Source organism: Vibrio aquaticus, from assembly GCF_003970385.1.
Lineage (GTDB): Bacteria > Pseudomonadota > Gammaproteobacteria > Enterobacterales > Vibrionaceae > Vibrio > Vibrio aquaticus.
Window position 1 is genome coordinate 168,579 of the sequence record NZ_RXZH01000003.1, and the last position, 26,134, is coordinate 194,712.

Annotated in this window: 25 protein-coding genes; 15 read left to right on the plus strand and 10 right to left on the minus strand. The window is 45.6% G+C overall.

Going from position 1 to position 26,134, the window contains the following annotated elements; genetic code table 11:
• Positions 1-63: 63 nt before the first annotated feature.
• From EJ063_RS09740 to deoD, 9 genes are all read left to right on the plus strand, one after another.
• Positions 64-1,494 (plus strand): alanine/glycine:cation symporter family protein, encoded by a 1,431-nt coding sequence (locus tag EJ063_RS09740; RefSeq protein ID WP_126574098.1) that lies wholly within the window; start codon positions 64-66, stop codon positions 1,492-1,494.
• Positions 1,495-1,604: 110 nt separating this feature from the next.
• Positions 1,605-2,381 (plus strand): peroxide stress protein YaaA, encoded by a 777-nt coding sequence (gene yaaA / locus EJ063_RS09745; RefSeq protein ID WP_126574099.1) that lies wholly within the window; start codon positions 1,605-1,607, stop codon positions 2,379-2,381.
• Between the two features lie 12 nt (positions 2,382-2,393).
• Positions 2,394-2,540 carry a DUF5363 family protein gene (locus EJ063_RS20885; protein WP_158675997.1) on the plus strand — a complete coding sequence of 49 codons (147 nt, stop codon included), beginning with the start codon at positions 2,394-2,396 and terminating at the stop codon, positions 2,538-2,540.
• Positions 2,540-3,313 (plus strand): TatD family hydrolase, encoded by a 774-nt coding sequence (locus EJ063_RS09750; RefSeq protein ID WP_126574100.1) that lies wholly within the window; start codon positions 2,540-2,542, stop codon positions 3,311-3,313. The genes EJ063_RS20885 and EJ063_RS09750 overlap by 1 nt, the downstream gene beginning before the upstream one ends.
• Positions 3,314-3,517: 204 nt before the next feature.
• The gene (locus EJ063_RS09755) at positions 3,518-4,780 is read left to right on the plus strand and encodes a NupC/NupG family nucleoside CNT transporter (RefSeq protein ID WP_126574101.1); all 1,263 of its coding nucleotides are present in this window, start codon (positions 3,518-3,520) and stop codon (positions 4,778-4,780) included.
• A 585-nt stretch (positions 4,781-5,365) separates the two neighbouring features.
• Entirely contained in the window at positions 5,366-6,142 is a 777-nt protein-coding gene (gene deoC / locus EJ063_RS09760) for a deoxyribose-phosphate aldolase (RefSeq protein ID WP_053440112.1), read from the plus strand.
• Positions 6,143-6,255: 113 nt separating this feature from the next.
• Positions 6,256-7,584: a thymidine phosphorylase gene (gene deoA / locus EJ063_RS09765; protein WP_126574102.1), complete on the plus strand. Its 1,329-nt coding sequence runs from the start codon at positions 6,256-6,258 to the stop codon at positions 7,582-7,584.
• Between the two features lie 128 nt (positions 7,585-7,712).
• Positions 7,713-8,933 carry a phosphopentomutase gene (locus EJ063_RS09770; protein ID WP_126574103.1) on the plus strand — a complete coding sequence of 407 codons (1,221 nt, stop codon included), beginning with the start codon at positions 7,713-7,715 and terminating at the stop codon, positions 8,931-8,933.
• A gap of 90 nt (positions 8,934-9,023) precedes the next feature.
• On the plus strand, positions 9,024-9,743 hold the full coding sequence (gene deoD / locus EJ063_RS09775; RefSeq protein WP_126574104.1) for a purine-nucleoside phosphorylase: 720 nt from the start codon (positions 9,024-9,026) through the stop codon (positions 9,741-9,743).
• A gap of 173 nt (positions 9,744-9,916) precedes the next feature.
• On the opposite strand, the gene EJ063_RS09780 is transcribed toward deoD, so the two are convergent.
• On the minus strand, positions 9,917-10,522 hold the full coding sequence (locus tag EJ063_RS09780) for a YtjB family periplasmic protein (protein ID WP_126574105.1): 606 nt from the start codon (positions 10,520-10,522) through the stop codon (positions 9,917-9,919).
• 104 nt (positions 10,523-10,626) lie between these two features.
• Here EJ063_RS09780 and serB point away from each other — a divergent pair, with 104 nt between their 5' ends.
• Complete coding sequence (gene serB / locus EJ063_RS09785; protein WP_126574106.1) at positions 10,627-11,607, plus strand: phosphoserine phosphatase; 981 nt, start codon at positions 10,627-10,629, stop codon at positions 11,605-11,607.
• Positions 11,608-11,665: 58 nt separating this feature from the next.
• Here the strand turns inward: serB and EJ063_RS09790 are convergent, their stop codons facing one another.
• Positions 11,666-14,011 carry a PilZ domain-containing protein gene (locus EJ063_RS09790; protein WP_126574107.1) on the minus strand — a complete coding sequence of 782 codons (2,346 nt, stop codon included), beginning with the start codon at positions 14,009-14,011 and terminating at the stop codon, positions 11,666-11,668.
• 151 nt (positions 14,012-14,162) lie between these two features.
• Here EJ063_RS09790 and radA point away from each other — a divergent pair, with 151 nt between their 5' ends.
• Positions 14,163-15,542 carry a DNA repair protein RadA gene (gene radA, locus EJ063_RS09795; RefSeq protein ID WP_004415378.1) on the plus strand — a complete coding sequence of 460 codons (1,380 nt, stop codon included), beginning with the start codon at positions 14,163-14,165 and terminating at the stop codon, positions 15,540-15,542.
• A 166-nt stretch (positions 15,543-15,708) separates the two neighbouring features.
• Here the strand turns inward: radA and csdA are convergent, their stop codons facing one another.
• The 4 genes from csdA to EJ063_RS09815 all read right to left on the minus strand — a co-directional run bounded on the left by csdA (position 15,709) and on the right by EJ063_RS09815 (position 19,288).
• A complete protein-coding gene (gene csdA / locus EJ063_RS09800) occupies positions 15,709-16,920 on the minus strand; it encodes a cysteine desulfurase CsdA (RefSeq protein WP_126574108.1) in 1,212 nt (403 codons plus the stop codon).
• Positions 16,920-17,519, minus strand: a complete 600-nt coding sequence (locus EJ063_RS09805; RefSeq protein ID WP_126574109.1) for a DJ-1 family glyoxalase III — start codon at positions 17,517-17,519, stop codon at positions 16,920-16,922. The genes csdA and EJ063_RS09805 overlap by 1 nt, the downstream gene beginning before the upstream one ends.
• Positions 17,516-18,406: a 2-dehydropantoate 2-reductase gene (gene panE, locus EJ063_RS09810; RefSeq protein WP_126574110.1), complete on the minus strand. Its 891-nt coding sequence runs from the start codon at positions 18,404-18,406 to the stop codon at positions 17,516-17,518. The genes EJ063_RS09805 and panE overlap by 4 nt, the downstream gene beginning before the upstream one ends.
• Before the next feature lie 108 nt (positions 18,407-18,514).
• A complete protein-coding gene (locus EJ063_RS09815) occupies positions 18,515-19,288 on the minus strand; it encodes an outer membrane protein OmpK (RefSeq protein WP_126574111.1) in 774 nt (257 codons plus the stop codon).
• A gap of 342 nt (positions 19,289-19,630) precedes the next feature.
• On the opposite strand from EJ063_RS09815, the gene EJ063_RS09820 reads away from it, so the two are divergent.
• From EJ063_RS09820 to EJ063_RS09830, 3 genes are read left to right on the plus strand one after another with little or no spacing between them, the layout of a single operon-like run.
• Complete coding sequence (locus tag EJ063_RS09820) at positions 19,631-20,200, plus strand: LON peptidase substrate-binding domain-containing protein (protein ID WP_126574112.1); 570 nt, start codon at positions 19,631-19,633, stop codon at positions 20,198-20,200.
• 56 nt (positions 20,201-20,256) lie between these two features.
• Positions 20,257-20,841 (plus strand): sigma-70 family RNA polymerase sigma factor, encoded by a 585-nt coding sequence (locus EJ063_RS09825; RefSeq protein WP_126574265.1) that lies wholly within the window; start codon positions 20,257-20,259, stop codon positions 20,839-20,841.
• Positions 20,838-21,500 (plus strand): ChrR family anti-sigma-E factor, encoded by a 663-nt coding sequence (locus tag EJ063_RS09830; RefSeq protein ID WP_126574113.1) that lies wholly within the window; start codon positions 20,838-20,840, stop codon positions 21,498-21,500. Before EJ063_RS09825 ends, EJ063_RS09830 begins: the two co-directional genes overlap by 4 nt.
• A 49-nt stretch (positions 21,501-21,549) precedes the next feature.
• Here EJ063_RS09830 and EJ063_RS09835 read toward each other — a convergent pair whose 3' ends face one another.
• From EJ063_RS09835 to EJ063_RS09850, 4 genes are all read right to left on the minus strand, one after another.
• Complete coding sequence (locus EJ063_RS09835) at positions 21,550-22,944, minus strand: AmpG family muropeptide MFS transporter (protein WP_126574114.1); 1,395 nt, start codon at positions 22,942-22,944, stop codon at positions 21,550-21,552.
• A gap of 68 nt (positions 22,945-23,012) precedes the next feature.
• On the minus strand, positions 23,013-23,558 hold the full coding sequence (locus EJ063_RS09840) for a peptidylprolyl isomerase (protein WP_126574115.1): 546 nt from the start codon (positions 23,556-23,558) through the stop codon (positions 23,013-23,015).
• Complete coding sequence (locus tag EJ063_RS09845) at positions 23,558-24,127, minus strand: YajG family lipoprotein (protein WP_126574116.1); 570 nt, start codon at positions 24,125-24,127, stop codon at positions 23,558-23,560. The genes EJ063_RS09840 and EJ063_RS09845 overlap by 1 nt, the downstream gene beginning before the upstream one ends.
• A gap of 63 nt (positions 24,128-24,190) precedes the next feature.
• A complete protein-coding gene (locus tag EJ063_RS09850) occupies positions 24,191-25,321 on the minus strand; it encodes a methyltransferase (protein WP_126574117.1) in 1,131 nt (376 codons plus the stop codon).
• A gap of 137 nt (positions 25,322-25,458) precedes the next feature.
• On the opposite strand from EJ063_RS09850, the gene bolA reads away from it, so the two are divergent.
• Complete coding sequence (gene bolA / locus EJ063_RS09855; protein ID WP_126574118.1) at positions 25,459-25,767, plus strand: transcriptional regulator BolA; 309 nt, start codon at positions 25,459-25,461, stop codon at positions 25,765-25,767.
• Positions 25,768-26,134 lie beyond the last annotated feature (367 nt).

Below are 26,134 nucleotides of genomic sequence, written 5' to 3' on the forward strand. Positions count from 1 at the left end.
AGTTAGGCGGTTAGATGGATGGCTTGGAAGCATAGGTCGGCGAAAACTCACTATGAGGATGTTATGACAGACTTAATTAACTTAATGAATGACCTACTTTGGGGTTCTATTCTTGTTTATCTATTAGTTGGTGTCGGAATTTACTTTACTGTTCGTTTAGGGTTTATTCAGTTCCGTCACTTTGGCCACATGTTCTCTGTTCTTAAGAACAGCCGTAAAGCAGACAAAGCGGGTATCTCTTCTTTCCAAGCACTTTGTACAAGCTTAGCTGCACGTGTTGGTACAGGTAACATGGCTGGTGTTGCAGTTGCTCTAACCGCTGGTGGCCCAGGCGCGATTTTCTGGATGTGGCTGATTGCGATGCTAGGTATGGCAACGTCATTTGCAGAGAGCACATTAGCACAGCTATACAAAACAAAAGACGACGATGGTAACTACCGCGGCGGTCCTGCGTACTACATGGAAAAAGGTCTAGGTATGCGCTGGATGGGTGTACTGTTCTCAGTATTCCTAATTATCGCATTCGGCCTTGTGTTTAACGCAGTGCAAGCGAACTCTATCGCAAATGCAATGCACAACGCATTCGGTTGGGAGGACACCTATGTAGGTGTTGTGGTTGTACTACTGTCTTCTATCGTTATCTTCGGTGGTATCAAGCGTATTGCACGCGTTGCAGAATTGGTTGTTCCAATCATGGCATTGGCTTACCTACTGCTTGCATTGTTCGTCATGATGATGAACCTAGAGAAGCTTCCAGCGGTTCTGACGCTGATCTTCAAGAGTGCATTTGGTCTGCAAGAAGCTGCGGCAGGTGGTTTAGGTTACGCGATCGCTCAAGCAATGATCAACGGTATTAAACGTGGTCTATTCTCGAACGAAGCAGGTATGGGTTCTGCGCCAAACGCGGCAGCATCAGCAACGCCTTACCCGCCGCACCCAGCTTCACAAGGTTATGTGCAAATGCTAGGTGTGTTCATGGATACGATCGTTATCTGTTCTGCAACTGTGGCTATCATCCTAATGTCAGGTGAATATGTACCGCACGGTGAAGTAACGGGTATCGAACTGACTCAGAGTGCACTAAGCTCTCAAGTTGGTGAGTGGGGCGGCATCTTCGTTGCAGTAGCGATTTTCTTCTTCGCATTTACTTCAATTATTGCGAACTACTCTTACGCTGAAACAAACCTGATCTTCCTTGAGCACAACCACAAAGCGGGTCTAGGTATCTTCCGTATCGTTGTGCTAGGCATGGTAATGTTCGGTGCAGTAGCGTCACTACCGGTTGTTTGGGCGCTTGCAGACGTATCGATGGGTCTAATGGCGATTGTTAACTTAGTGGCGATTCTTCTGCTATCAGGCATCGTTATTAAGCTTGCGAAAGACTACAACCGTCAGTTAGATGAAGGCAAAGTGCCAACGTTTGACTCGAACGACTTCCCTGAGCTGAAATCTCAGCTTGAAGATGGGATCTGGGATCAGAGCAAGAAAGACTAGTAGATAGTTATAGATAACGTCTATTAAAACGATTCAAAAAGCCATGCAGACAATGCATGGCTTTTTTTGTACCCTAAACTCAATAAAACAAGAATGGACAGAGTAAAGTTATGTTAATCGTCGTTTCTCCTGCGAAAACTTTAGATTATGAATCCCCACTGGCGACAGAGAAGTTCACTCAGCCAGATTTAGTTGAGTACTCGAAAGAGCTGATCGACGTTTGCCGTAAACTTACGCCAGCGGACGTAGCGAGTTTGATGAAAGTCAGCGATAAGATTGCTGATTTGAACGTTGGCCGTTTTCAAGAGTGGAGTGAGAATTTCACTACTGACAACTCGCGCCAGGCGATTCTGGCATTCAAAGGTGATGTCTATACCGGCCTAGATGCGCAAACATTGTCGGAAGAAGACTTTGATTATGCTCAGTCCCACCTACGTATGCTGTCTGGCTTATACGGCCTGCTAAAGCCTCTAGACTTGATGCAGCCATACCGCCTAGAGATGGGCACCAAGCTTGCGAATGAGAAAGGCACCAACCTTTACCAATTCTGGGGTAACGTTATTACCGATAAGCTCAATGCAGCGATCGAAGCCCAAGGCGATAACGTGCTTATCAATCTTGCGTCGAATGAATACTTCAAAGCAGTAAAACCAAAAGCGTTAGATGCCCAAGTAATCACACCTGTCTTCAAAGACTGTAAGAACGGTCAATATAAAGTGATCAGCTTTTACGCGAAGAAGGCGCGTGGCATGATGGCGCGTTATATCATTGAGAATCGCATTTCCAGTGTGGCTGATTTAACCAAGTTTGATACCGCGGGCTATTACTTTGTCGAAGAAGAATCCACACCGACTGAACTAGTCTTTAAACGAGAAGAGCAGAACTAGAAGGGGACGGTGATGGGCAGCTGGCTGAAGCGTCTATTAGCAAAATATGATGCCTGGTGTTTGTCTCTCGGATTGACCCCCGAGAATAAGCGCAGCTGTGTTCCTTATCGCACTGACCCAAGTGCTGAGAACCCTGATAAAACTAAGGCGCAAAAGTAATGCGCCTTTTTGATACCCACTGTCATCTCGATTTTGACATCTTCCAAGACGATTTTGAGCCTCAACTGAAATCTGCCTATGAGCAAGGTGTTTCACGCTTTGTTGTTCCATCTGTTGGCTCAAGTAATTGGGCCAAAGTGCACCAAATGGCGGCAGGCCACACGGATATATATTATGCGCTCGGGATGCACCCCTATTTTCTTCATCCTCAAAGTATTGACGAATTGCCGACCTTAAAAGAGTGGCTAAATCGACGCAGTCATCAGTGCATCGCAGTAGGCGAGTGCGGGTTAGATGCGATGGTTAAGGTCGATATGGCGCTTCAAGAAAAAGTGTTTATTGAACAGGTCCGTTTCGCAACATCTTGTCAACTTCCTCTGGTGTTACACAGCAGAAAAACACATCACCGAATATTGCAGATTTTGAAGCAAGAAAAGTTTCAGTTTGGTGGCGTTTTACACGGTTTTTCGGGCAGCTATCAGCAAGCAATGCAGTTTATTTCGCTTGGATTCTACATCGGTATTGGGGGAGTCATTACTTATCCAAGAGCCAACAAAACCAGACAAGCCGTTGCTCAATTACCATTGGAGAGTTTGGTCCTCGAAACCGATTCTCCCGACATGCCACTGAATGGTCATCAGGGCAAGTCCAATCATCCCAAGATGTTAGGTGAAATTTTGTCCTGTGTCGCATTGCTAAAAGGAATGTCAGAGCAAACGATTGCTGAAATCGTTTGGAAAAATAGCAATTCAGCGTTCTGTATTTGTGAATAAATTCTAAATAATTTGTTCGATTGATGATTAGGATGAGATTGAAAGGTGATCTTGTTCACGTAAATGAGTGAACGCACCATGAATCTTATTAGAAACTGTGAGGGTGGCATTACTTTATCAATGGACGGATGAGTATAATCACCCCCGCTTTTGAGCTCCATTTTGTAACACGCCAATAAATAACATATAAGGAAGTCATAAACTATGAGCCTGTTTATGAGCCTAGTCGGTATGGCAGTATTGCTAGGAATTGCATTACTACTGTCTGATAACCGCAAAGCTATCAATCTAAGAACTGTGGGTGGCGCATTTGCTATCCAATTCATCATCGGTGGTTTCGTTCTTTACGTACCATGGGGTCGTGACCTTCTAGCTGGTTTCTCAGCTGGTGTACAAAACGTTATCGACTACGGTAAAGACGGTACTGGTTTCCTATTCGGAAGCCTAGTTAACTTCTCAGTTGACGGTATCGGTTTCATCTTTGCTTTCCAAGTACTACCAACGCTAATCTTCTTCTCTGCGCTAATTTCTGTACTTTACTACATCGGTGTGATGCAGTGGGTTATCAAGATTCTTGGTGGCGGTCTACAAAAAGCACTAGGTACTTCACGTGCCGAGTCTATGTCTGCAGCAGCGAACATTTTCGTAGGTCAAACAGAGGCACCTCTAGTAGTACGTCCGTTTGTTCCTAAAATGACTCAATCTGAGCTATTCGCAGTAATGTGTGGTGGTCTTGCGTCGGTTGCTGGTGGTGTACTAGCAGGTTACGCATCTATGGGTGTACCTCTAGAGTACCTTGTAGCAGCATCATTCATGGCAGCACCAGGTGGTCTACTATTCGCTAAAATCATTAAACCAGAAGTTGACACTCCAGATGAAGATTTGGAAAACAACATTGATGGTGGTGATGACAAACCAGCTAACGTTATCGACGCAGCAGCAGGTGGTGCATCAGTTGGTCTACAACTAGCACTGAACGTTGGTGCAATGCTACTAGCATTCGTTGGTCTAATCGCACTAGTTAACGGCATCCTAGGTGGTGTTGGCGGTTGGTTCGGTATGGAGAACCTAACTCTAGAACTACTACTAGGTTGGTTGTTTGCACCTCTAGCATTCCTAATCGGTGTACCATGGGCTGAAGCAACATTTGCTGGTTCTTTCATCGGTCAAAAACTGGTTGTAAACGAATTCGTAGCGTACCTAAACTTCGTACCTTACGTTGGTGATGCAGCACAAGTTGTTCCTGCAACAGGTGCGGTAATGTCTGAGAAGACTCAAGCAATCATCGCATTCGCACTATGTGGTTTCGCAAACCTTTCTTCTATCGCGATTCTACTAGGTGGTCTAGGCAGCCTAGCTCCTGCACGTCGTCACGACATCGCTCGTATGGGTGTTAAAGCAGTAGCTGCTGGTACTCTATCTAACCTGATGGCAGCGACTATCGCTGGCTTCTTCCTATCTTTCTAAGAAAGTAGAGTTAGATTATATAGACGCCGTTTTACAAAACCCCGTAGTAACTCTGTTACTGCGGGGTTTTTTTGTTTCTTTCCTTAGAAAGAGAACAGTCTAATTATATTTAGGCAATAGGTTCGTTGCGTTAGGAGATCGATAAGATTGAGCAAACGTTAAACAGAATCTTTTTTGAGATACAAACCGTTTGCGCTCTATGAGCAACTACAGATTTTCGATGAATATCTATAATGTATAGTTGTAGGAAGTAGGGTGGCGCTGATGAGTTCGCATACTACTTTTTATACATTCAGATTTATTGAAATGTTTTTCGCTAGCGATAATTAATACAAGGAGTATGATTGCCGCTGGCAGCAACTCAAGTTGCTAGGGCTTAGCCCTTATACGTTAGACACCGCAATCACAGATTGTTGTGCCATAGACCAAACTGGTACTGTGCGGTGACAAGGATAGCAATTAGGGGTCAATTCGCTGTTTACCCCTGAGTCTTCAAGGAACCAAGTCCGTTCATTAATGACTACATCGCCAACTTGAATAGACAGGTTGCGCAGTAAAATTTTTGAATATTGATCGGAGATAGAAATGAGCGATTTAAAAGCAGCAGCACTACGTGCACTTAAACTAATGGACCTAACTACGCTGAATGATGACGATACTGACGCGAAAGTTATTTCACTATGTCATGACGCAAAATCAGCAGTAGGTAACACCGCTGCAATCTGTATTTACCCTCGCTTTATTCCTATTGCTAAGAAGACACTTCGTGAGCAAGGTACACCAGACGTTCGCATCGCGACCGTAACTAACTTCCCACACGGTAACGACGACATCGAAATCGCAGTTGCTGAGACAAAAGCGGCAGTTGCTTACGGTGCGGATGAAGTAGACGTAGTATTCCCTTACCGTGCGCTAATGGCAGGTAACGAAGAAGTTGGCTTCGAACTTGTGAAGCAATGTAAAGAAGCGTGTGGTGACATCCTTCTTAAAGTGATCATCGAAACAGGTGAACTGAAAGAAGAAGCACTAATTAAGAAAGCTTCTGAAATCTGTATCAAAGCGGGTGCAGATTTCATTAAAACGTCAACGGGTAAAGTGCCAGTAAACGCAACGCCAGAATACGCTCGCATGATGCTTGAAGTGATTCGTGATATGGGCGTTGCAGAAACGGTTGGTTTCAAACCAGCAGGTGGCGTACGTACAGCAGAAGATGCACAAGCGTACTTAGCAATGGCAGATGAAATCCTAGGTGATAACTGGGTTGATGCTCGTCACTACCGTTTCGGTGCATCAAGCCTGCTAACTAACCTTCTTAATACATTAGAAGTAACAGACGAGACTGCTGACCCAGCAGCTTACTAATTTTCTCATTCGAGAATTTATAAAAACAAAGTCTGTTTGGTGGAGTAGTGATTCGCTGCTCCACATTACCTCTTTACCTTACAACCTTGCTGCTCACAGCATGGGAGGATCTAATGTACTTACCTCAAGAAATTATCCGTAAGAAACGCGACGGCGAAATTCTAACAGCCGAAGAAATCAACTTTTTCATCCAAGGTGTTGCAAACAATTCTGTATCTGAAGGTCAGATCGCGGCATTTGCAATGGCCATTTTTTTCAACGAAATGACAATGCCTGAGCGTATCGCACTGACGTGTGCAATGCGTGACTCTGGCATGGTAATCGATTGGAGCCATAAAGAGTTTGGTGGTCCTATCGTTGATAAGCACTCAACCGGTGGTGTGGGTGATGTAACCTCGCTAATGCTTGGCCCAATGGTGGCAGCTTGTGGTGGTTTCGTTCCTATGATCTCTGGTCGCGGCCTTGGTCACACAGGCGGTACGCTAGATAAGCTTGAGTCAATTCCAGGCTACAACATTACACCGACTAATGAAGTGTTTGGTGATGTGACTAAAGACGCCGGCGTAGCGATTATCGGTCAAACTGGCGATCTAGCGCCGGCAGACAAGCGTGTTTACGCGACTCGTGATATTACCGCGACAGTAGACAACATCTCGCTAATCACAGCGTCAATCCTATCTAAGAAACTGGCTGCGGGCCTCGAGTCTCTAGTCATGGATGTAAAAGTGGGTTCTGGTGCATTTATGCCAACTTACGAAGCATCTGAAGAGCTAGCGAAATCAATCGTTGCGGTAGCAAACGGCGCTGGCACTAAGACAACAGCAATTCTCACTGACATGAATCAAGTCCTAGCTTCTTCAGCGGGTAACGCAGTAGAAGTTCGTGAAGCGGTTCAGTTCCTAACGGGTGAATACCGTAACCCTCGTTTACTAGAAGTCACGATGGCGTCATGTGCAGAGATGTTGGTGTTGGCAAAACTTGCTGATGACACAGAAGACGCGCGTGCGAAACTGATGGAAGTTCTCGATAACGGTAAAGCGGCGCAGTGCTTCGGCAAGATGGTTGCAGGTCTTGGTGGTCCAGCAGACTTCGTTGATAACTACGATAACTACCTAGAAAAAGCAGAAATCATCAAGCCAGTATTTGCTGATGAGTCAGGTGTCGTTTCAGCAATGGATACTCGAGCAATCGGTATGGCGGTTGTTTCTATGGGTGGTGGTCGCCGCGTAGCAACGGACGTAATCGACTACGCAGTGGGCTTTGATGGTTTTATTCGCTTGGGTGAACAAGCGTCTAGTGACAAGCCTCTAGCTGTGATTCACGCTCGCAATGAAGAGCAGTGGCAAGAAGCAGCGAACGCATTGAAAGCAGCGATTACGATTGGTGGCGAATATACGCCAACGCCAGAGGTATATCGTCAGATTCGCGCGGAAGACCTTTAATCCCGTCATGCTTGAAGCTGCAGCAGTGCTTATTGTGTCCGCTGCAACTTCAACCAAGCTGGGTTAAATAATTACAATTAGATTGGTCGATTGAGCTTTTGCTCTCGGCCAGTTAAAGGAAGAGAGCAATGAAAAGAGCATTTATTTTAGTCTTAGACTCATTTGGTATCGGTGCAACGGCTGATGCAAAAGATTTTGGCGATGTAGGTTCAGATACGATGGGTCATATCGCAGAGCAATGTGATAAAGGCTTGGCAGACAACGCGGATCGTAGTGGCCCACTAAAACTGCCAAACCTATCTAAGCTCGGTCTGGCAATGGCGCATAAAGAATCAACAGGCAGCTTTGCTCCTGGTCTTGATGCTGACGCTGAAATCATCGGTGCATACGGCCATGCGGCTGAGCTTTCTTCTGGTAAAGATACTCCATCAGGCCACTGGGAAATTGCAGGTGTGCCGGTATTGTTTGACTGGGGCTACTTCACTGATAAAGCAAACAGCTTCCCGAAAGAGCTAACAGATCGCATTCTTGAGCGTGCAGGTCTAGACGGCTTCCTAGGTAACTGTCACGCGTCAGGTACTCAGGTTCTTGATGATCTAGGTGAAGAGCACATGAAGACTGGTCTACCAATCTTCTATACGTCTGCTGACTCTGTATTCCAAATTGCGTGTCATGAAGAAACGTTCGGCTTAGAGCGTCTTCTAGAGCTGTGCCAAATCGCACGTGAAGAGCTTGAAGACTACAACATTGGCCGTGTTATCGCTCGTCCATTCATTGGCCCAGGTAAAGGCCAGTTTGAGCGCACCGGTAACCGTCGTGACCTATCCGTTGAGCCACCTTCAGCAACGATTCTTCAGAAGCTAGTTGAAGAGAAGAATGGTGAAGTTCACTCGATTGGTAAGATCTCTGATATTTATGCTGGCTGTGGGATCACTAAGAAGACCAAAGCTACGGGCATCCCAGCGCTATTTGAAGCAACAAAAGAAGCGATCAAAGAAGCGGGTGACAATACCATTGTATTCACTAACTTCGTTGATTTCGATTCTGCTTACGGCCACCGTCGTGACGTTGCAGGTTATGCAGCAGCGCTAGAGTACTTTGACGGCCGTATCCATGAAGTCATGGAGCTGATGGAAGAAGATGATCTGCTCATTCTTACCGCTGACCACGGTTGTGACCCAACATGGCCAGGCACCGACCACACACGTGAGCATATTCCAGTGATCGTTTACGGTGCTAAAGTGCCAGCGGGCTCTTTAGGTCTTCGTGATACATTCGCAGACATTGGCCAAACCCTAGCAAGCCACTTTGGTACGTCACCAATGGATTACGGTAAAAACTTCCTGTAATTCAAAATAGATATTTCAAATAGAGGGCTTGTCCCTCTATTCTTTTGTTTATTGCTTACTTATATCCGATTAAGAAAAGGAAATTAAATCATGGCAACTCCACATATCAACGCAGAAATGGGTGCATTCGCAGACGTCGTACTAATGCCGGGTGACCCGCTACGCGCGAAATACATTGCAGAAACGTTCCTGGAAGATGTTGTACAGGTATGTGACGTACGCAACATGTACGGTTTCACGGGCACTTACAAAGGTCGTAAGGTGTCTGTAATGGGTCACGGTATGGGTATCCCATCGTGCTCTATTTACGCGACTGAGCTTATCAAAGACTTCGGTGTGAAGAAGATCATCCGTGTCGGTAGTTGTGGTGCGGTAAGTGAAGATATCAAAGTTCGCGACGTTGTTATCGGCATGGGCGCGTGTACGGACTCTAAAGTGAACCGTATTCGCTTTAAAGGTCATGACTTTGCTGCTATTGCAGACTACAAGATGGTGCGCGCGGCAGAAGACGCGGCAAAAGCTCGTGGCATTGAAGTGAAAGTGGGTAACCTGTTCTCAGCTGAGCTGTTCTACACGCCAGATCCTGAAATGTTCGAAGTCATGGACAAATACGGCATCGTTGGTGTTGAAATGGAAGCGGCGGGTATCTACGGCGTATGTGCTGAGTACGGTGCTAAAGCACTGACTATCTGTACCGTGTCAGACCATATCAAAACAGGCGAGCAAACAACGTCTGATGAGCGTCAAACTACGTTCAACGACATGATGATTATCGCACTAGACTCTGTTCTTCTAGGTGATGACGAGTAATCATCACTTTGCTTCTTCGTCATGCCATTGAACGGAGGAGTGAGTAGGGAATCTCTAGAGGCTTTTTACTCACTTCAAGAGATCCCCAACTCGCTCGTGCCTCTCTCTTGAGGATGACGAATTAAAAAAGGGCTGATGCAGATGCATCAGCCCTTTTTTGTCTCTTAGAATCGTTACATATCTTTCAGCAGTAGGTTCTCACCTTTACGCTTATTAGGCTTTCTACGCATGATTAAAGCCATCAGTAAGCCGGCAATAAAGCTTAGGCCAACCATGGTATACATATACCGATCGCTCTTACGATAGTAGTGGTCCGAAAACGCCGTCAGTTTACCTGTTTCGAAAGTCACACGCACAAAGCCGATCACACTATTGTCTCTTACTACCGGCTCTACCAGTTGTTGCTTACCAATCCGTGCTGTTTCTAGTGGAGTATCCAGCCCTAGCATTTCTCGTACTGACTTTGCGTGGTCACTGGCGGCAAGTTTGACACCTTCAGCATCGTAAATAGTGGCATCAACCACAAGGCTATCTTTGGCCAATTGATTGGCTAGTTTAAGTAAGCGTTCTTGATCTTGAGTAATGATCATATCGCCCGCAGAGAGAGAAGCTTGCGAGATCAAGATATTCGTTAGAGTCTCTAATTGGTTGGCTTGGATCTGCTCGTTACCTTTAGTGATCTTAACGCTGTTGATCGCAATTGTAGTGACCATCGCAACCAAAGAGAGGGTGGCTAACACTTTCAATGCGTTACGAAAAGAAAACAGAGATGAGTCCATTTTTTACCTAAATAGAGGATTATTATACTTTAGAGCATATTGAGACTTGCGTAGGCAAATTGCAATAGGTTAACGTGTTGAGAGATTTTTTAGGAATGATTGACATGGACACGTTAAAGCCCCTTTCTATACGTAAACACATACCACTAATTAACCGCTTACCAGAGTCACGCCTTGCGACATCGTTCGATAAGGCAAAGGCAGGCTGGGTGGTCTACGGTGACTATCTATGCCCAAGCCAGTTCGATGACATTGACTTTTTTGTTGGTCACTACACGGCGATCCTCGATGTATGGAAAGTTGGAAACTATGAAGTTGCCCTAATGGAAGGCGAACTGACGGAGCAGCATGAAGAGATCTTGCAAGCGCTTGAGCTTGATTACGCTTCATTAACGGATGTTCCTGATTTGGCTAAGCCAGGATTGATCGTGTTGGATATGGACTCAACCGCTATTCAGATTGAGTGTATCGATGAGATCGCGAAACTTGCTGGGGTCGGTGAAGAAGTGTCAGAAGTGACTGAGCGAGCGATGCAAGGTGAATTGGATTTCGAACAAAGCTTACGTCAACGAGTGGGTAAGCTAGCGGGGTCTGATGAATCGATACTGAGTGCTGTTCGTAGTGACTTACCGCTGATGCCTGAGCTTCCTGAGCTGATTGGTACACTGAAACAATTTGGTTGGAAAACGGCGATTGCTTCAGGGGGATTCACCTATTTCTCAGACTACCTTAAAGAGAACCTAGCGTTAGACCATGCTCAGTCAAATCAGCTAGAGATTGTCGATGGCAAGCTAACGGGGAACGTTCTTGGTGATGTGGTCTCGGCGCAAACGAAAGCCGATATCTTAGTCCAATTGGCGGAGCAATATGATATCGAGCCTCATAACACCATTGCAGTTGGCGACGGTGCCAATGATTTGGTGATGATGGCGGCAGCGGGTCTTGGAGTCGCGTATCATGCTAAGCCAAAGGTTGAGCAAGAAGCGCAAAGCTCGGTGCGTTATGCAGGCTTAGGCGGAATCATTTGTATTCTTTCTGCCATCTTAGTCAAACAAAAGCGAGTGAGTTTTCAGCCACGCGCGTAATGATTGCAAGTGACTAGAAAAGCAAAAGCGAGGTTATTGTGCCTCGCTTTTTGGTTTCTTACTTGGTGAGTTCAAGCCGGATTAAGACCTCTTCGGTAATGTCGATGAGCTCACCGTACCCCACAATGTTATTGATCTCTTTTTCCAGACTACGTGCTTGGTGGGTACTGATTTGTGTCAGCTCGGTTAAGTCCTTGCGGATCAGTGCAGTCATGGCGTCAAAGACGGGCGCCCCACAAATTCGAATCGCATAAAATTCACCCATCATCTGAGCGCGTTTAACAAACCCAATACGATCCTTAAGCGATTCAAACTCGGTACTGAGCTTACTCTCTACTGATTGAATCCGAGTACCAAATTTACTCGCAAACAGGTAGAGCTCATGAAATTGTGGTCCAGCCCCTTCAATGCGCTTCATTGGTTGAGCAAGTAGGGTATTGGTGTGACCTTTGTATATCGGTGCTAAGGAGAAGTTTCTCTCGTCCCCGAGCTTCGCTAGGATCGCTAGGTAAGGCTTGAGCGGGTAATTTACCCCGATCGCTTTTGGTTTTAAGCTCTTGCCTTTTTTCTCAATATAGAGCGGTGAGCTGACCATTTTATCGAGCAAAATGTCGTGCAAGCCTTCAAGCAGTTCGTTACTCGGAAGCAGTTCTTTTTTCGCGATTAACTTATCTTGGTTATGTTCGATCAAGCGACCAAAAAATGAAATGGTTTTCATCAGTTGGCTCGATTCCTGAATGGCTAATTGCAGTCGCTTACCACCTGGGCTAATGCGAATAACTTGGTAAGAGACCTCACTCAGTGGAATGGTCTTGTCGTACAGTTGTAACTCTTTGAAATTGATAGAGCAAAGATCGCCAGCTTTGAGTGGGCTTGGTGACGTCAGCGCTATATTGGCCCCATGTTTAGAGATATCAATGGTGACCCCTTCAATTGCTCGGTTATCCGAACCTGAAATCACGATAGGGGAGCGGAATTGATAGCGGGGTTCTCGGCGGCGTGATTGCGCATCAAAGTAAATACACGATGGATTGCTCTCTGGGTTGCGCGCATGTCTAAATGGATTTAACTCGTTGGCGGCAAGGCGGGGCTTATCCGTCAAGAGGTAATCTCTGCGACTGCTCTCATCCGAGATTTCTTGCAAAATACCGCAATGGGTCAGAGCGTTTGTTTCGATGTCTAACTCACTTGAATGCTCACCAAGCTCTAGCTTTTCTTCCTCGGAGAGTTCGAAAACAGAAAGTCGAAACGCTTTCCAGCTCTCTTTCTTAGCGCCAACATGCCAGAACAGCTGACGCACTTCTCGCGTCGCTTCCGGCATCATCATCGAGAAGAAGAGGTTCTTGTCTTTGTGTTGATGAGTAAAGGAGTAGATGACATTACTGCTGCCCCTTACGCCTGCTGCGGTCAGTTGCGACATGCGCTTTTGGTGGAACAAACTGCTTAAGGTTTGTTGGTTTCGTTCATCGTGCCAGTATTGCCAAATCGGTTGATTGTTCTCTGTCATCAGCACCAATTTAAGCTCATTGCCACTGAAGAAGACAGGAAGATTACAAGTATGCTTGAGATAGGTATGTTCAAAGCCACGTGAACGCGCGCGGATGATTTTATCTTGATTATCGTGGCGTGCTTTTTGACTATCATTGGTCAGTAGCGTCTCAATGATCACCTCAATGAGATTGGATGTATCGAGCTTGAGCAGTCGTAAAAACTTGATTGCATCGTTTTCGTACGACTCGTCAATGCCAACAATGCGGTATGAAATCGCGTTATCAATACCTTCAACTTGGAGCTCTCTAGCCAGCTCAACAAGCGTAACATCGACGACTTCTCCCAGCTTGTAATCAAAAGCAGAAGGGACTTTAAATTTGGCCCCAGAAGGCGAGAGATCAACCGTCAGGGCGTTGACCACCTGCTTGTTTTTCAGCTGCATTTCGATTTGGGTTGAGGTCTTAAGACGGTTTTCTCTGCGCTTAAGGTCATACCCTAAAGTGATAGGCTCAACATCTAAACTGTTTGGATTGGCGGCCACCTCTGTTCCGACCGGTTTGCCGCGTTTCTGCATCACTCGGAAATTATTGTGGGTGTTACTTAGGGCTTCCCATACGCCTTCGGTGTAGCTACCAAATTTACGTGTGTTTTTGTGGTAGGCGTTGAAGGCAACATCATCGAGAAAATGTCGAATGCCATCCAGGTTATATTCTCGGCATTCGCCTTTCACTCGTCCACGAAGATCAACGGGTTTTGTGCAAGGAGCCATAACACGGTTTAACTCCATCTTGACCAATATTTTGGTCGATGGAGGCTCGCCCTCTGTCATTTGATTAAGAAGGTGCTCAAAGTCGTGTGAGTGATAGGCTGGAATTAATCGCTCGGCTAATGAGAGTATTTCTGGCTGCTGCATATTTTTTTGTTAGAGTATTCCCTGTTCTTGATATCGGCCTTGATATAAAGATCTTTAGTGATATGTTACAGCGAATCAAGTTTCTCGTTGAGATAAACACATGACGGTGCTGTTTATGTCACAAATACCAAATATTTAGACCAGAGGTTACATGGCAAAAGCGAAACGAGCATACGTATGTAATGATTGCGGTGCAGATTTTCCACGTTGGCAAGGGCAGTGTAATGCGTGTGGCGCGTGGAATACGATCAGTGAAGTGCGTTTGGCGGCATCACCAGCGGCGGCAAGAAATGAGCGCCTGACAGGCTATGCGGGTAATTCGGGTGAAACTCTGGTTCAGGCCCTGTCGGAGATTGATCTGCAGGAAGTGCCGCGTTTTACCACCGGTTATAAAGAGTTTGATCGTGTATTAGGTGGGGGCGTGGTCCCTGGTGCTGCTATCTTGATTGGTGGTAACCCGGGTGCAGGTAAATCCACGTTATTGCTGCAAACAATGTGTTACTTGGCATCTCAAATGCCAACTCTCTATGTGACCGGCGAAGAATCTTTACAGCAGGTGGCGATGCGAGCGTCTCGATTAGGGTTGCCGAAAGAGAACTTAAAAATGCTGTCGGAGACCAATGTTGATCGCATCTGCCAAATTGCAGAGAAAGAGCAGCCGAAGATCATGGTGATCGACTCGATCCAAGTCATGCACGTTGCAGACGTTCAGTCGTCGCCGGGCAGTGTGGCTCAGGTTAGAGAATCAGCAACCGCATTAACTCGTTATGCTAAGCAAAACAATGTATCGGTGTTTATTGTTGGCCACGTAACCAAAGATGGCACTTTAGCTGGCCCGAAAGTGCTAGAGCATATTATTGACTGTTCGGTACTGCTTGATGGCGGCACAGACAACCGATTTAGAACCATGCGCAGCCATAAGAACCGTTTTGGTGCGGTAAATGAGCTCGGTGTCTTTGCAATGACAGGGCAGGGGCTAAAAGAAGTCAGCAACCCATCGGCAATCTTCTTATCACGTGGTGAAGAAGAAACGTCGGGCAGCTCCGTCATGGTTGTGTGGGAAGGAACTCGTCCGCTACTGGTTGAAATCCAAGCTTTGGTCGATTATTCGCAATTGGCGAACCCTCGCCGTGTCGCAGTAGGCCTTGAGCAAAACCGTTTGTCGTTACTGCTGGCGGTATTGCACAAACATGGCGGCCTACAAATGGCGGACCAAGATGTATTTGTGAATGTTGTTGGTGGCGTAAAAGTAACAGAAACCAGTGCGGATTTGGCTTTGGTAATGGCACTGCTTTCAAGCTTCCGCGATAGAGCACTACCAAAAGATGTGGTGGTGTTTGGTGAAGTGGGCCTTGCTGGTGAGATTCGCCCTGTACCAAGCGGACAAGAGCGTTTAAATGAAGCGTTCAAGCATGGTTTCAAAAAGGCGATTGTTCCAGCTGCAAACATGCCGAAAGGTGGCATTCCCGGTATGCAGATTCACGGGGTTAAGAAGCTCTCTGAGGCGATTGAAGCCTTTGATGAGCTGTAGATGTATCGCTCTCGACTTCTCTGAGTTTGGTCATTCCATAGGCCGAAGAATAAGAGAGAAGGGAATCTGCTTGAGTCGCATCGTTGTTTTTAGAGATCCCCAACTCACTCGTACCTCGTTCTCGGGGATGACGGAAATAAAAAGGTCGGCATTGCCGACCTTTTTATTAGAGCATATCAGCGGCTTTTTCGACCGCAATAATCAACCTTTCTACATCTTCCATTGTGTTGTAAATGGCAAAGGAAGCTCTGATCGTCCCTTTCACCTTAAGAGCGTCCATTAGAGGGTGAGCACAGTGATGGCCTGCGCGAACGGCAATACCTTGCTGGTCCAACAGTGTCGCAATATCTTGGTGATGAACCCCATCCATCACAAACGAGATAACAGATGCGCCTTCTTGATAACCCAATATTTCAATATCTTCTATGGCTGATAAGCCTGTGTAGGCGGCATTAACGAGGCGGTGAATATGATTTTCAACGTCTATGTTATCGAAACTTTGATACCAGTTTATTGCCGCCTCTAGGGCTATAGCGCCTGCGACATTGGGTGTGCCGGCTTCAAATTTTCCGGGTAGATCGCTGTAAGTCGTACCACTAAAAGAGACACGCTCGACCATTTTGCCGCCACCATGCCATGGGGGCATTGCTTCAAGTAGTGCTAACTTGCCATATAACACGCCGATACCAGCAGGTGCATACAGTTTGTGCCCTGAAAATACGTAGAAATCAGCGCCCAGCTCTTGAACATCAACCTTTTCATGGACTATGCCCTGTGCACCATCGACCACAATAATCGCACCAATCTCATGAGCTCGTTGGATCACTTGTTCAATCGGCTGTCTTGTACCTGTCACGTTGGTTGTGTGAGCAAGGGCAACAATTTTAGTGCGTGCAGAAAGCAGGGCAGTATAGGCGTCAAAATCAAACTGACAGCTCGGTGTCATCGGAATTTTGATGACCTTGGCACCGGTTTGCTCCGCCACAATTTGCCACGGAACAATATTCGCGTGGTGCTCCATCTCGCTTACTAGGATTTCATCGCCAGCTTGCAGTGTGCTTCTTGCGTAAGTTTGAGCAATCAGGTTGAGCGCTTCGGTTGCGCCGCGTGTCCAGACTACTTCTTTGCTGGTATCTGCGCCTAAAAAGTCTGCAACGGTCTGACGAGCCGACTCAAATTGACTGGTGGCATGAGCGGTTAAAGAATGGCTACCACGGTGAACATTGGCGTTCTGCTGGCTGTAGTAATGAGTGATAGCGTCAATCACGCATTGTGGTTTTTGTGTGGTTGCAGCGCTGTCTAAATAGACTAACCGTTCTCCGTTCACTTGCTGTTTAAGTGCCGGAAACTGGCTAACCACTTGGTTTACATCGAGCATTACTCATCACCTAATTTGTGATACTGCAATGTTGGAATCGTCACCATTGGCTCTGCGACGGTCCAAGCGTGTGCTTTACCAGAGAGGTTGATGATCACTTCCATCGCAAACTCGAGTGCGGTCCCTGGCCCTTGGCTGGTAAGCACGTTGTGGTTGATATCATAGGTCACACGCTTAACACGCCACTTTTTAGGATTAATATGACTTTCAAAGCTTGGGTGGCAAGTCATCAAGGCGTCGCAGTATAAGTTGTGGTGCGCAAGCACGAGAGCAGGAGCTGCACAAATCGCTGCAACTAATTTGCCTTCATACATTTGCTGACGAACAATCTCTACTAGGACCGTACTGTCGCGAAACGTTTCAGCGCCCTCGACGCCACCTGGTAGGATAACCGCATCAAATTCATCATCAGCAATATCAACCAATTTGCAATCTGCGGTGAGGGTAATGTTACGTGAGCCTTTCATACTTAGCTGGCCGTCGAAATCTGCGCTAGCAACAACGGTTTCGTAACCTGCTCGGATCATCATGTCGATGATAGTAATGGCTTCCATCTCTTCGGTGCCAGGAGCAATAGGGACGAGAACTTTTTTTGTCATTGTTGATTCCAACCTTGTTCGATCTGTTTAACTGCATTATAGAGGGCGAGATTTGTCGGAGTAGACAATTTATGCTGCTTCGCCCGCTCTAATAAATAGCCGGTAATAAAGTCTATCTCGCTTTGACGCTGATAGAAAATGTCTTGTTGCATAGAAGAGTGGTTCTTAGCCGTAGCACTAATGACCTGTTTGACTGTGTTGGTGAGCGCTTCACTCTCTATATCTAACCCCTCCGCTTGCATTACTGAGACGACTTCACTGACGATTTTCTCTACCTGCTCTGCGTAACGGGGTAAAGCTAGATCACCGTTAGAGATGTTGTTGATCGCAGTCAGTGGGTTTATCGCACAATTAATGGCGAGCTTATGCCATAAAGCGTTTGTGATGTGAGGGTTCCAAGTACAATCAGGTAGCGCATGGTTAAATACCTCGGTGAGAAAGTCGCAGCGCTGACCTGCTAGGTTGAATCCACCAAGCACGGTTTGGCCAATACCTGTATGCAAAACCTTATGTTTTGACTCGCGATAGGCACCGTGTGTGGTTGTCGCCAATACCAGTGGATTTTCTGAGAGCATCTTTAATACTCTCTCAGCAGTGCCCATTCCATTATGCATCAACACAATGATGGCTTCAGGGGCAATATGAGAGGCAAGTTGTTTTAGAACGCTCTCAACTAATGGTGCTTTGAGTGTCACCAGTAACAGATCTGCGTTTTGGACCTGCACAATATCGTTATTGAGCAATGAAATTGGTGTGGAGTCATCGAGCTCAAGAGTTAGCTGCGCTTCGCTATGTCTTGACCACGTGCTGACGCAATGTCCTGCACTGTGTAAATGAGTTGCCCAAAGTGAACCAATTGCACCAGGGCCAACAATGACAATCTTCATATTGAAATAGGTCGAGGAGTTTGACCAAGAGGATAAGGCTATATATCAAGAAAGCAAACAAAAATGGCACCCGAAGGTGCCATTTCTATCATACGTAGATTAAGACAATTAGAAGTTGTACTTAACTGTGTAGATAATTGCGTTGTCAGTTTGAGACTGGCCTAGTTTGTTGTGTGCGTAGCGGTACTGAACACCAGTGCTTACTGAATCAGTCGCGTGCCACCATGCTGCGATAGCACCGTTGTACGATAGGTCGTCATTTTCGCCGTTAACTGTTAGGTACTCATCATCGCGAGCAAACTCAGTTTCGTGCCAGTTGCTGATGCTGAATTTCGCTTCGCCTAGGTTAAAGTTGTAACCCGCAACCCAACCAGCCATACCGCCGTTTAGACCTGCGAAACCACCTTGATCGTTACCCCATGCACCGTCACTTGTGTTTGTGTAGTGGAAACCTGCCCAAGGGTTGAAGAACCAGTTATCACCAGAGAAGTTGTAAGATAGACCCGCAACTGTGTTACGTGCGTGGAAACCTTGGTTTTCAGTTGAGTAAGTTTGAGCGTAGAAACGTAGCTCTTTCATGCCAGTTTTTACTGCGATAGAGCCTTTAGTTGACATCGCCATACCATCGCCTTTCGATGCTGGGTTGTCATCTTGGAACTCTAGATCAGCGAAGCCGTATAGTTCACCCCATGTGAAACCAGCACCACCTTCAAGCTCTAGGTACATGAAGTCATTTTTGAAACCACCGCTACGGTCTTCAGTACCGTTTGACCAGTCTAGGTAGTTTACGCTCATATCACCCCAGCCGTATAAGTACTCAGCTTGTGCAGGGACAGCAGCAGCTGCTGCGATGATACCAAGAGTTAAAAGTGATTTACGCATAATGGGACTCTCTATAATGTCAGTGTAATATTCATTGCATATCTGTTTAGGTGCACGATCTGGCGCCGTGCTTTGTTGGGGCGAATAATATCGATATATTTCTCAAAAACCATATGTAACCCATGTAAAAAAACATAAAAGTGGCGATCTAGATCTCATTAACATGCAAAAAGTTCAAATGTAATGGAGCTAAACATGAGTTGCATAAAATTTGTCGCGTGTATCGATTACGCAAGCGTTTACTCGATATTTTATGTATATCAACTATTCAACAGATAAAGTGAATGATCGGTTTAACACCCTGTGACGTAAATGTTATCAAGAGGCTAGGAGAGTACATTTATGTCTGAAGTTATGCTTTTCCCTTTGAGTTCAGTTGTACTACCTGAGGGAAAAATGCGATTAAGAATTTTTGAGCCAAGGTATAAACGCTTGGTCGTTGAAGCGATGAAAAAAGATGGGACGTTTGGTATTTGCCTCTTCGACAATGACAACGCGGAGACTGGTACCGAGTTATCGGCGGTTGGTACTCTGGCGAAAATTATCGACTTTGAGCATTTAGACGATGGTTTGTTAGGTATATCCGTTACAGGCCTGAGCAAGTTTCTCATCCGCAATGTTCGGGTTGAGTTTGATGGGCTAAGATTCGCTCGAACGGAAGCACTCCCGAATTGGGAGGTTGTGAACATAGTTAAAGAAGATGAACCGATCAGCCACTATTTGGGGAAAATTTATGATCAATTTCCCGATTTAGGGCAGATGTACGAGCAAAAATTCTTTGATGATGCAAGTTGGGTCAGCCAGCGATGGTTAGAGATTCTACCTGTTCACAAGCAGCAGTTTGATGAGCTTGCTTTGCAGTATGATTGTAAGGCGACAATGACTTTTTTAAAGAATGCACTTGAAAAGTGATCGAACCGCTACGCTTAACGTAGAAACTAAAAATGGACGCAATTGAGGTTAATACCATGGCCGATATAGATACCCAGGCTTTTACGAAAGAAGATTGGGCGTCGTGTATGGAGAAAGTTAAGCAACGCGACAAAGCATCTTTTGCGATTGTCTTTAATCACTTTTCTCCTCGCTTGAAGCAATTTGCTTGTCGTCATATGGGCAATGAGCACATTGCCATCGAGATTGTTCAAGACGCGATGGCAACCGTGTGGCAGAAAAGCGCGCTGTACGATGGCAGTAAAAGCTCTCTATCTACTTGGATTTACACAATTGCGCGAAATCTATGTTTTGACATGCTTCGTAAACAAAAAGGCAGAGATGCTCATATCCATTCGGAAGATATTTGGCCTAATGACTACTGCCCGCCTGATCTAGTCGAACATTACTCGCCTGAAATGGACAGACTAAAGGAACAAATTGTTAAGTATCTCGACATACTGCCTGACGCGCAACGAGACGTTGTGAAAGCGGTATATCTTGAAGAGCTTCCTCATCAACAGGTCGCTGATATGTTCGATATTCCATTGGGAACCGTGAAGTCTCGTTTGCGGCTGGCTGTAGAGAAACTGCGAAACACAATAGAGGCAGATAAGTTATGAGTTATCATCCACAAGATTCAATGTTGAAGGCATACGCTGAGGGCTTATTGGACGATGTGAGCGCCTTTACTATCGCAACCCACATCGAGAGTTGTCCTAAATGCCGATACCAAGTAACTCAGTTTGAAAGCCAATGTGGTTTGGACTTAGTGAACACCAGTGTAGACACGAATGATGATTTTTCTTCTATGTTGGATGACATTTTGGCTTTAGAGCAAAATAGTGATCCTTTCAGAGCACCGCGTAAACCGACTTTTATTGAGGTAAACGGTAAGAAATTCAGGTTGCCTTTGTCTTTGTCTCGTTTTCGCGAAGACATCAGTGATTGGAAAAGTTATGGAGGCAAGGTGTTTAGCGCTTCTGTCGATATTTCATCGCAAGCTCGGGTTAATCTGATGTACATTGCGGAAGATGTCAGAATTCCACAGCATACTCACAAAGGGCTTGAATCGACCTTGGTTCTCCATGGTGGTTTCAGTGACGAGGATGGACATTACGGTATCGGAGATTTTTTGCTGAAAGACGCTTCGATTAAACACAGTCCGTTTACTAAACTTGGCGAAGACTGTTTATGTTTAACTGTGTTGACCGAGCCTATGATATTTACTCAGGGCGTGGCCAGAGTGTTCAATTTGTTTGGCAAAGGAATGTACCCCTAATTTGAACGTGAAAAGAAAAAGGCTTGGTGTTTTTCACCAAGCCTTTTTGCTATTTGGATGTCGCCTCTTCTTTCGAGACTGCTTCGTCTTCATCCCTTTTTTTCGCTTTTTCCAGCAGGTCAGTGAAGTAATGACGCAGTGAGTAAAGCATGACCAAACTCGGGATGACCATTAAGGAGGTAATGATGAAGAACAGCGACCAATCATTGAGGTAGTCCGCCATTTCTCCACTGAAAGAAGCGAGAGTGGTTCGGCCAAAGTTACCTAGCGAGGCAAGCAATGCATACTGAGTCGCCGAGAACGCCTGACCAGTTAGAATTGTTAGGAACGAAACAAACGCAACGGTTGAAAATGCGGTTGTAAAGTTATCTACGATGATGGTTGCTAGGAAAAGATGCTCATTCGGACCCACTTTAGCAATCCATGCGAACATCAGGTTACTGGCAGCCATCGCAATCCCACCGATCATTAAGCCACGGACGATACCGAACTTAACGTTAAACATACTACCTACAAGCGTGAAGATGATCGTTGCTCCCCAACCTAGTAGTTTAGAGTAGTACCCGATCTGTTCGTTACTAAAACCGACTTCTTTATAGAAGGTAATCGACATACGCCCAAGGAACGCTTCTCCAATCTTAAACAAGAAGACAAACAACAGTAGCGTTACGGCAACCTGAACACCATTTCGTTTGAAAAAGTCTAAGAAAGGCTCAATGACGGTCACACTGAACCAAGCAATCACTTTGGACTGCACAACCTTGCCATGACGTTGTTCTGCCTGACTCTGTAGAGTTTCGCGATTGGTGTTTGGCTCACCAACAAGAAGCGTAAATAGCATCAGCAAAGCAACGATAAGTGCCATGCCATAGTAAACGCCGTTCCAACCAATTGAATCGGCATTAATAAAGGCTAGGTAACCCGGAAGAGAATAACCTGTCCACCAACCAATGACGGCCATCGCAGATGCTTGAGGCAATTTAGACGATTCAGACTTCGGGAAGGTATCGATACGGAATGCGTCAATGGCAATATCTTGAGTGGCAGACGCTATCGCAATACCTAATGCCAACATTGAGGTAAACATTAGGTTCTGAGATGGGTCTACACCGGCAATAAATAGGGTGCTAACAAGCACTAAAGACTGACATAGGAAGATCCAGCTTCGTCTTTGACCAAGGATAGAGTGCAGTACTGGCAGTTTGACTCGGTCGACCAGTGGGGCCCACAAAAAGTTGATCGCATAAACGGCGAATACACTACCAAAATAGCCGATAGCGGCGCGGGTTAGGCCAGCATCTTTAAGCCAACCTGACATATTGGAACCGATCAGAACCCAAGGGAAGCCACTTGAGCACCCCAGCATAAACACCCACATTAGGCGCTTATCGAGATAGCTTCGAATCGTCTCTCGCCAAGTAAGAGAAGGGGAGTCTGAAGACATACACGAGTCCTTGTTCTGTTCTAGAAAAGAAATAAGGCTCTAACTGAGAGGTTAGAGCCTGAAAGGAATTACTTTAGAAGTGTTGCTTTGGTAATGATGATTGGTTCAACGGGTACGTCACGGTAGCGGCCAACAGTGTGAGTTGGCTTTTTGCCCATCGCTTGAATGACTTCAAAACCTTGAGTGACCTTACCAAATACAGCGTAGCCCGGCGGGCGCTGGTCGTAGTCTAAGAAATTATTGTCAACAAAGTTGATGAAGAACTGACGAGTTGCTGAATGAGGATTATTGGTACGCGCCATCGCAATCGTCGCGGTATTGTTCTTTAGTCCATTCGCGGCTTCGTTTCTTACTGGAGAGTAAGTAGCTACTGATTTCATGTCTTTATCAAAGCCACCGCCTTGCGCCATAAAGTTAGGGATAACGCGGTGAAATTGGGTCCCTACATAGCTGCCATCTTCAACATATTTTAAGAAGTTAGCTACCGTTAGGGGCGCTTTATCTTGAGCTAACTCGACGGTAAATGCACCTAGGTTGGTCTCAAACTGAACTTTAGGGCCCGCAACGGCGATAGTACTGACAAGGGTCAGTGCAGCTAGAAGCATTCGTAACATTAGAAGCGCTCCTGCATGTACTCTTGAAGTTCACGGTCGTTAGCGACTTCTTGCAACACAAGATTGATGACATCGTTCAACACGCCTTCAATATCTTCATTGGATGCACTTAGAGCACCAGTGCGTTTTGCTGTGCCGGTATAGGTTTTAACTAGCTTGCCTTGTGGAGTTTCAGCTGAGATCTCAAGGACGACTTTACCGTCCATTTGGTTTTCCATAACGGTGTGTTTCACAGAAACCAGTGCCTCTTGAACTTCAATCGCAAGGGTATTTTCGCTGCTGACCGTGCTACGGAAACCTTGTGAACGGAACTGCTCAAGAAGTGCATTTTCAATGGAAATACGCACGTTTTGCTTAGAATGAATCGGTTCAATGTTCGAGCGGCCACTGTCAACCAAAGCAACATATTGTGCAGAGCGAACATCTTTACTGGTTAGCGTGAACGACGCGTCTTTAACAAGGTCACCATTACTCATCACAGCTTTAGGCATAAAGTTGATTTGTTCTTGCTGCGGCGCTGCACAGGCAGTAAGTAGTGCCATTGACGCGGCTAAAACCAGTTTTCTCATTGTAATTTCCTTTATTGTTAACTCTTTGAGCAGACTCAAACGTATATGACAGATAATAGTGGACTATTTAGTTGCTTGTAAAATAACAAATTTCTTATTGGCTGCGACAACCTTGACGTTTGACTTGCCAAACAGTCTGGCAAGCTTTACATCGTAGCCGAGGTGGCGGTTGCCGATAACTAATAATTGCCCCTTGGAGCCTAGAATTTGCTTTGCATCACAGAACATCTGCCAAGCAATGTGATCCGTGATTGCTTGCTGCTGATGGAATGGAGGGTTACACATGACCAAATCTACGTTCTCAAGGTTTAAACCTTCAAGACAGTTATTGGCAATACAGTCGATCTCTCTGTTATCACCAAGGTTGGAGATCAGGTTTTGTCGTGCCGATGCCACAGCCATATAGCTTTCATCAACACAGGTGAGCTTAATGGATGGGTTAAGTTGACCCATTTTTACGGATAACACGCCATTGCCACAGCCTAAATCCACCACATGATTCAGAGTTGGGTCTACCGGTAAGTTTTGAATCATAAACCGCGCACCAAGGTCTAAACTTTCACCTGAATAGACATTTGGCAAATTATTGAGCGTTATGTCTTCGCCATCGACTGACCATTGAGTACTCGCAGAGACCGGTTGTGGTGATGGGGTATTGGCCTGACTAAAGACAAGTCGGTGCTTTTTCCAAGCCAGAGATGTTTTGGTTTCACCGAGGTGTTTTTCAAACAGCTTTAGCGTGGAAGAGTGAATGTCTTTGGCCTTGTTTACTGCAATCACAGGCACGGATTTTGGTAAGGAGTGGCGCAGTTGGCTCAATTGCCAAATTAGATGGCGGTTACTTTTCGGTAACTGAATCAACACTAAGTCGACATCGGCTGGAATGTCAGCCATGGTTGATGCAAATGTGACATTCACGCAATCATTGAGGTCGAGGTTACATTGCGTGCCTTTCTGAGAAATAAACGAATCGCTCATCATAGTGACGCGATGGCGTTGGCTAAACCAGCAAGACAAAGCGCCAAAGTTATCATTGAGGATCAAGATATGTTGGTTCTCTTCAAGCGTCATCTCTTCGATATGATTAATCAGGTATTCATCACCCGCGTCCCAAGCCTGTAGGGTTTCGTTGTTTCTTTTTGGGTATCGGAAGAGAGAAAGGGTACGCTCATGTAACGTAAGCTCAGTTTTCATAATTGGAACGCTAGGTAGTCTGTAATGGGTAAATTGTCGCAAAACCCAAGGCCGGTGGAAACTAAAACCTTTAGCTTTGTCTATTGGGGAAGTATTATTTAATCATCGCAGTTGTTCATATTTGATGGTGAAGCACAATGTTGCAAGAAGTAATTGAAACCAAACTCCATGAAGCGTTTGCTCCTAAAGAGCTTAAAGTAATCAATGAAAGTTATATGCATAACGTTCCGGCAGGCTCAGAAAGTCACTTCAAAGTGGTGATCGTGAGCGAGAAGTTTGAAGGGCAACGACTGATCGCTCGTCACCGCCAAGTAAACCAAGTATTGGCTGATGAATTAGCGAATCATATACACGCATTGTCTATGCACACTTATACAGCCGAAGAATGGCAGACTCAAAATGAGTCAGCGCCAGAAAGCCCAATGTGCTTAGGTGGCTCGAAGTAAAAGAATCATAAAGAGGGTAGCAATAAGCTACCCTTTTTTAATACTAAGACGCTGAGCATTGTTAACAACGTAGAAACAAATAAATGCAATGGTTCGTTTTAAGTCAGATTGTTTCATGATGTGAATAGTTGTAAGAGAGAGAAATATTGCGCTGTTTAGGGTTTGTGCGGTGGGTCAAACTTATGACTATTCCTTAGCCTTTTAAACTCAATTCCTTCGAAATATCTCGGTTATTCATTAGATTCATCATGGCATCAACTTCTAAAAAGATGATAGACTATCGCACCTGATAAATCTCGCTTGTTTTCTGTTGTGAGATTATTAATAGGATGTTGCGATTTTGGTGTTTAAAACAGCACTAAAACCG